The sequence below is a fragment of the Sphaerospermopsis kisseleviana CS-549 genome (genome assembly GCF_028329225.1).
Taxonomy (GTDB): domain Bacteria; phylum Cyanobacteriota; class Cyanobacteriia; order Cyanobacteriales; family Nostocaceae; genus Sphaerospermopsis; species Sphaerospermopsis kisseleviana.
In genome coordinates this window covers 36,784-43,434 of record NZ_JAQMTI010000279.1, presented here as the reverse complement: position 1 = coordinate 43,434, position 6,651 = coordinate 36,784, and the positions used below count along the sequence as shown (strand labels likewise).

Here is a 6,651-nt window from a genome sequence, read left to right as displayed (position 1 = left end):
CACAACTTCCCCTTAGACTTAGCTGCTGGTGAAGTTGCTCCTGTTGCTTTGACTGCTCCTGCAATCAACGGTTAATCTGAAACTGGGTTTAATAAGCTTAGTTAAATAAGAAAATACCCTCCAGAAATGGGGGGTATTTTTGTTTTGGGGTAAGCATTCAGCTATCAGTTAACAGCAATCAGCTTTTTGTATCGGTTAGTCCAAAAATCACCTATTGTTGACAGAGATCGTAAGTGTTCCACCGGACATGATATGAATCGCAAAAGCCAAAAGCCAAAAGTTAATATTCTCTAATATTGTCTAATATTCTCTCCCTGACTCCTGACTCCTGACTCCTGACTCCTATAACACCGATTCATTAATCGTAAGGGCGAAGCATTCGGACGGAATATGAACTGGTTTCAGCAATAGGTTATCACTCGAATGCTTCGCCCCTACAAGGTAAAAACAAATTACCTAGCATTACTGAATCGACGCTCTAGACCCTAGATAGATGCAGAAGCTGACGAGATTTGATGATTTGAATGTAATTCAGCATCTGCCGATGCTTCATTTACTCGAATAATTTTCGCTCCCAGTTGCTGTAACTTCATATCTAATCTGTCATAACCACGATCTAGGTGTTTTAGTCCTTGAATAGTGGTTTTTCCTTCTGCTGCTAGTCCAGCAATGACTAAAGCTGCGGATGCTCGTAAGTCTGTACCTATTACTGGTGCGCCGGATAACATTGGCACTCCGCGAACAAAGGCAGTATTACCTTTAACGCGAATATCTGCCCCCAAGCGGTTCAACTCAGAAGCATGGCGCAGCCGATTTTCAAACACAGATTCGTTAATGATACTGTCACCTTCGGCCAAAGTTAGCAAGGCCATAAACGGTGCTTGCATATCTGTGGGAAATCCCGGATGGGGTAAAGTATCAATATCTGTAGCTCTGAGTTTTTCGGCGGGTAAAACTCGCAAACAGTCTGAACCTTCTTCAATGATCGGTACACCAATATCTCGCAATTTGGCAATGACGGGAATTAGATGATCCGGTGCTACGGGAGACAGTAACAGTTCTGAACGGGTGATTGCGCCAGCGACTAAAAAAGTTCCTGTTTCAATGCGATCAGGAATAATTGTATAGTCGGTAGAATGTAATTTTTCGACACCAACAATGGTAATGGTACTTGTACCGGCACCTTGAATTTTTGCTCCCATTGAATTACAGAAGTTGGCTAAATCAACTACTTCTGGCTCTCTGGCTGCATTTTCAATAATGGTTTCCCCATCAGCTAAGGTAGCTGCCATCATTAAGGTTTCGGTTGCACCAACGCTGGGAGTATCTAAGTAAATTTTCGCTCCTTGCAATCTTTTATTGCTACCAGGAACGTAGGCATTACAAATACCATGCTCAATTTGCACCTCTGCCCCCATTGCTTGCAGTCCTCGGACGTGCAAATCAACTGGTCTCGCACCAATAGCACAACCCCCCGGTAATGGCATTTGTGCTACACCCAATCGCGCCAAAATTGGACCAATGGCAAAAAAACTGGCTCGCAGTTGGGTAACTAATTCATAGGGTGCTTTAGATGTGCTGATATCTATGGCATTGATATCTAACATATCCCCTTGTCTGGTTAAGGACAAACCTAAAGCGGATAAAACTTGCCCCATGCGTTCTACATCCGCCAATAAGGGGACATTGCGAATCCGACAATCTCCTGAACAAAGCAAAGCTCCAGCCATGATTACCAATGCTGAATTTTTTGCCCCGCTGATTCTTACATGACCTTGCAAAGAATGTCCACCCCAAATTTGCAAGACTGAGGAGTCTGCTTCAGGTGACAACTTGCCCTCTGGTAAGCTGCTAGAAGAATTAATAAGCCTACCTCCAAAAAATAAGTAACAATAAAGGTTTGAAGTTGGTTTCGATTCTACAGTAAAGAGTAGATTTGTCTACATTTTCTTTCTTTGGGCATTGGGCATTGGGCATTGGGCATTGGGCAAGATCAAGTCAAAAGTCAAAACTAAATAACTCTTTTCTCCCCTGCACCCTGTCCCCTGCCCCCCTGCTTCTTCCCCAGTCCCCAGTCCCCTGTTCCCTATAAAGAATTATATTGACAATTTTCAAGATTTACGCAATAATAGGAAATTGGTGATAAGATAATAAAAGCCAGCGGAACTGGCGGAATTGGCAGACGCGCTAGATTCAGGTTCTAGTGCCGCAAGGCTTCCGGGTTCAAGTCCCGGGTTCCGCATTATTAACATAATATTGGGTTTTAGATCATTCTAAAATCCGAAATCTAAAATTTAAAATCGTGCTGACCAGTTTACAAAATCCCCTAGTTAAGCAGATCCGCAAGTTGCACTCTACCAAAGAGAGGCATAGACAACAATTATTTTTATTGGAAGGGACGCACTTGTTAGAAGAAGCTTGTGCGGTTGATTATCCTTTAGATGTAGTTTGCTGTACTCCGCAATGGGAACAGACACATCCTCAATTATGGCAAGTGGCTTGTAATCAGTGTAATCGGGCAGAAATTGTCAGTACAGAAGTTTTAGCAGCGATCGCAACTACAGTACAACCAGATGGTGTGGTAGCGACTGCAAAACGGGGTGAACAGGAAAACCAAGTTCCTTGGAGTGGGTTAGTTTTGGCTGTGGAAACTTTGCAAGATCCCGGTAATTTGGGAACTATTATTAGAACTGCGGCAGCTGCGGGTGCGTCGGGTTTATGGTTGAGTGATGATAGTGTTGATTTAGATAATCCCAAGGTTTTACGTGCATCTGCGGGGCAGTGGTTTCGTTTAAATAAGGCAGTAAGTGAAGATTTAAAAGCAACAGTTCAACAATGTCAGCAAGCGGGAATGCAAGTAATTGCGACTTTACCAACTGCGAGTTTAACTTATTGGGACGTAGATTGGCAAAAACCGAGTTTAATTTTACTGGGAAATGAAGGTGCTGGTTTGTCAGATGATTTAGCCGCAATGGCAGATACTCAAGTTAAAATTCCCCTTAGTCCTGGAGTAGAATCATTGAATGTGGCGATCGCCGCAGCTTTAATGTTATATGAAGCCCAGCGACAATTAACTCATAGGTGAACAATTCTTAATTTTTCGGTTTTTTGTCCTTTTGTGCTAAATATTGTTCAATATCCGCAACTGCATCTTCTAAAGCATCTAGATCAATATTGTCTGTGTCGTCACTGTTGTTATCGTTAAATGAATAAATTAATTAAAAAAATTATCATTGCTTTAAGTGCAGTTCTCATTGTTGTGAGTTTGATGGAATGTAATATTCTATTTGCTGGCTCTGGTGAAGTTGTGGAAAGGGTAAGTGATGGTGATACATTGGTGTTAAGAGGTGCAGATAATCAAAAATTTACAGTTAGATTGGCTTGTGTGGATGCACCAGAAATACCTCACACCAACAAAGAAAAAAATAGTAGGCGGGTTCGGGATATAAATCAATTTAATTGGGGAGTAAAAGCACAAATACGGGTACAAGAATTGGTGAAACAGTCAGGCGATCGCGTGAAGTTGGGTATTATAGAAAGCGATCGCTATGGTAGAAAATTGGCAGAAGTGCGATTAAAAAATGGCACTTTTATCCAACAAGTTTTGTTAGAGGAAGGTTTAGCTAAAGTTTATCGTCCTTATTTAACCAAGTGTCCCAGTAAAGATATCATCCAACAGGCAGAAGCACAAGCACAACAGCAAAAGCTAGGAGTTTGGAATGATCGAAAATTTGTTGATCCTTGGGAATATCGGAAGTTTAGGAAGGCTAATTAACATGATGATAATTGCAGAAAATTAAATCTTAATTACAAATTATCAATTATCAATTATCAATTATCAATTATCAATTATCAATTATCAATTATGCAGTTTGCACCTCTATTTCCGATAGTTTACCGCATACTTCAACCGACTTTTCCCCACTGTCTTTGGTGTGGAGATAGTAAGACTAAAAAAATAGCACTTACTTTTGATGATGGTCCCCATCCTCAATACACACCGCAAGTATTGAAGGTTTTAGAACATTATAAAATTACAGCTAGTTTTTTTTGGTTGGGTGTTTGTGTTAACCGTTCACCCGATATTGCTAAAGCTGTTAAAGATAGAGGACATTGGATAGGGTTACATGGTTACGAACATCATTCATTTCCCACCCTGTCAGAAACTCAACTTAAACAGAGTTTAGAAAAAACCCAAACTGCAATTTATAATGCTTGTGAATTACAACCGGAACAAGTGAGAGATGTGCGTCCTCCTAACGGTTTTTTCACACCCAAAATATTACAATTATTTCAACAGTGGAATTATAGACCAGTGATGTGGAGTGTTGTTCCAGAAGACTGGGTGCGTCCTGGTATTTCTATTGTTGTGAACCGAGTTTTAAAACAAGTCCAAAATGGATCATTAATAGTATTACATGATGGAGTTTGTGGTGGACAAGATGTAGCAGAAACTATCAAAATTTTGATTCCCCAACTGTTACAACAGGGTTATGAATTTATAACTGTTGATAAATTATGACAGTTATAGCAGGAGTCAATCAATTTTGGATTTTGGAGTGACGATTTTGGATTATCCTCTCCTTTAAAGAAGAGGCTTGAAACCTTATTTTTAGATTTTAGACTTTGATTTCAATCTAAAATCCAAAATCTAAAATCTAAAATTCCCGGTCAGGAGTCAGAAATAGAAGAGGAAATAGGCAATTTTTTATTTTCTCTCCTAGAAAAGAGAGGTTTTAAAACTTGAGTACAACAATTGTCAATTATCAATTGTCAATTCTCAATTTATAAAGATGAAACTGCACAAACCTGTAAACCAATAGGAGTTTGAATAATTAAAGATTCAACACCAAAAACTTCAGAAATATTACTTGGGTTTAACACAGTTTCCGGTGTACCAACTTCCCAAAGTTGACCTTGTTTTAATAAAGCAATTCTCGAACTATAACGAGCAGCTAAATTTAATTCATGTAAAACAGTGACGATAGTTAATTGTTGTTGGAGATTGAGATTTTTGAGTAATTCTAATAACTGAAGTTGATAATTGATATCTAAATAAGTAGTCGGTTCATCTAATAATAAAACCTTGGGTTCTTGTGCTAAAGCTAAAGCTAAAAAAGCCCGTTGTCTTTCACCTCCTGAGAGATTTTCTACTAGGCGATCGCTAAATTTTTCAAGTTGTGTTTTTTGAATTGCAGTTTCTACAATTTGTTTATCATTACCAGTTAATTCCCATTGCCACCATTTTTGATGAGGAGTTCTACCTAAACTAACTAATTGACGTACAGTTAACCCAGTAGGAACAGGTTGTTGTTGTGGTAAAAGAGCTAATTTCTGAGCAACTAAATTAGGTGGTTGAGAATGAATAGCTTTACCATCCAATAAAATTACTCCACCTTGAGGAGAGAGAATACGACTAACTAACTTTAATAAAGTAGACTTACCAGAACCATTAGCACCAACTAAACTCAACCATTCACCAGTTTGTAAAGACAAATTCACATCTTTAACAATGGGTAAAGCAGTGTAACCACCAGAGAGATTTTCTAATTCTAAAGGCATAGTTTTTAATTGATAATTGATAATTGATAATTGATAATTCTAACCTAAACCACCTGCACGACGATAAAGTAACCAAATAAACAAAGGAGAACCTAACAAAGCAGTAACCGAACCAACAGGAAGTTCCACCGCACCGAGTCGCGCTAATAAATCTGCAAACATCAATAACCAAGCACCAGCAACAGCAGAAAAAGGCAAAACAAAACGGTTATCAGTTCCCACCATTAAACGTACAGCATGGGGAACAAGTAAACCCACAAAACCAATTAAACCAGCAATACTCACAGCACCAGCAGCTAATAAAGTGGCAACACCACCAATTAATAAACGAGAACGAAATAAAGAAACACCCAAACCCACAGTTAACTCATCACCCAAAGCCAAAACATTGAGCGATCGCGCTAACAAACAACCACATAATAAAGCCAAAATAATATAAGGACTAGCAGTAGAAATTTCTGGCCAACCACGACCATTTAAACTACCAACCAACCAACTTAAAGCAATTTGCACCTGACCATCTTCCGCCATTAATAATAACGTACTTTGCACAGAACCAAACAAAGCACTAACAGCAACACCGCCCAAAATTAACCTTTCTACAGAAATTCCTCCTGGAGAACGACCGAGGAAAATAACAAGAGCAGAAGTTAAAATTGCCCCCAACCAAGCAGCAAAAGGAATCGCAATAGGGAACACCTGCAAAACAATCATAATAATCACAATTAACCCAGCGCCCGCAGAAATTCCCAAGATAAAAGGGTCAGCCAAACTATTACGCAACATCCCCTGTAAAAGTGCGCCTGACATACCTAAAGCCGCCCCTACAACCATAGCAGCAATAATTCTCGGAAGTCGTAAATCCCAGAGAATAGTTTGTTTAATAGGGTCGCCTTCTCGAAATAAAGCTTGGTAAAAATCAACAAAATTAAAATTAACAGCACCTTGAGAAAGAGAGATAAAAAAAGTCAATCCCAAAGCACCGACCAGAAAAATAATAGACCAGAATAGACGATATTTAGTAAATAAACTCTGCATGGTTAGTAGTAAGGACTTCAGTCCTTTTATATTTTATTTTATATTTTAGAA

6 protein-coding genes, 1 tRNA gene and 1 pseudogene are annotated in these 6,651 nt (G+C 39.1%); 5 read left to right on the top strand and 3 right to left on the bottom strand.

Going from position 1 to position 6,651, the window contains the following annotated elements:
• A pseudogene (locus tag PN497_RS22430) lies at positions 1-75 on the top strand (photosystem II protein D1); the annotation flags it as partial.
• A gap of 410 nt (positions 76-485) precedes the next feature.
• On the opposite strand, the gene murA reads toward PN497_RS22430, so the two are convergent.
• Entirely contained in the window at positions 486-1,832 is a 1,347-nt protein-coding gene (gene murA / locus PN497_RS22425; RefSeq protein ID WP_199301859.1) for a UDP-N-acetylglucosamine 1-carboxyvinyltransferase, read from the bottom strand.
• A 328-nt stretch (positions 1,833-2,160) separates the two neighbouring features.
• Here murA and PN497_RS22420 point away from each other — a divergent pair.
• The 4 genes from PN497_RS22420 to PN497_RS22405 all read left to right on the top strand — a co-directional run bounded on the left by PN497_RS22420 (position 2,161) and on the right by PN497_RS22405 (position 4,522).
• Positions 2,161-2,242 (top strand) — tRNA-Leu (locus PN497_RS22420).
• Between the two features lie 60 nt (positions 2,243-2,302).
• Entirely contained in the window at positions 2,303-3,085 is a 783-nt protein-coding gene (locus tag PN497_RS22415) for a TrmH family RNA methyltransferase (protein ID WP_096567412.1), read from the top strand.
• A gap of 120 nt (positions 3,086-3,205) precedes the next feature.
• Positions 3,206-3,775 (top strand): thermonuclease family protein, encoded by a 570-nt coding sequence (locus tag PN497_RS22410; protein WP_096567410.1) that lies wholly within the window; start codon positions 3,206-3,208, stop codon positions 3,773-3,775.
• Positions 3,776-3,865: 90 nt separating this feature from the next.
• Positions 3,866-4,522 (top strand): polysaccharide deacetylase family protein, encoded by a 657-nt coding sequence (locus PN497_RS22405; protein WP_096567408.1) that lies wholly within the window; start codon positions 3,866-3,868, stop codon positions 4,520-4,522.
• Positions 4,523-4,785: 263 nt separating this feature from the next.
• On the opposite strand, the gene PN497_RS22400 is transcribed toward PN497_RS22405, so the two are convergent.
• Both PN497_RS22400 and PN497_RS22395 read right to left on the bottom strand, forming a co-directional pair.
• Positions 4,786-5,562: an ABC transporter ATP-binding protein gene (locus PN497_RS22400; RefSeq protein WP_096567406.1), complete on the bottom strand. Its 777-nt coding sequence runs from the start codon at positions 5,560-5,562 to the stop codon at positions 4,786-4,788.
• A gap of 39 nt (positions 5,563-5,601) precedes the next feature.
• Entirely contained in the window at positions 5,602-6,600 is a 999-nt protein-coding gene (locus PN497_RS22395) for a FecCD family ABC transporter permease (RefSeq protein WP_096567404.1), read from the bottom strand.
• Between the last annotated feature and the right edge of the window lie 51 nt (positions 6,601-6,651).

What these genes read in the sequence shown, in the direction of transcription:
- PN497_RS22400 (WP_096567406.1), bottom strand. Translation starts at nt 5,562, where the DNA reads ATGCCTTTAGAATTAGAAAATCTCTCTGGTGGTTACACTGCTTTACCC.
- PN497_RS22405 (WP_096567408.1), top strand. Translation starts at nt 3,866, where the DNA reads ATGCAGTTTGCACCTCTATTTCCGATAGTTTACCGCATACTTCAACCG.
- PN497_RS22410 (WP_096567410.1), top strand. Translation starts at nt 3,206, where the DNA reads ATGAATAAATTAATTAAAAAAATTATCATTGCTTTAAGTGCAGTTCTC.
- PN497_RS22395 (WP_096567404.1), bottom strand. Translation starts at nt 6,600, where the DNA reads ATGCAGAGTTTATTTACTAAATATCGTCTATTCTGGTCTATTATTTTT.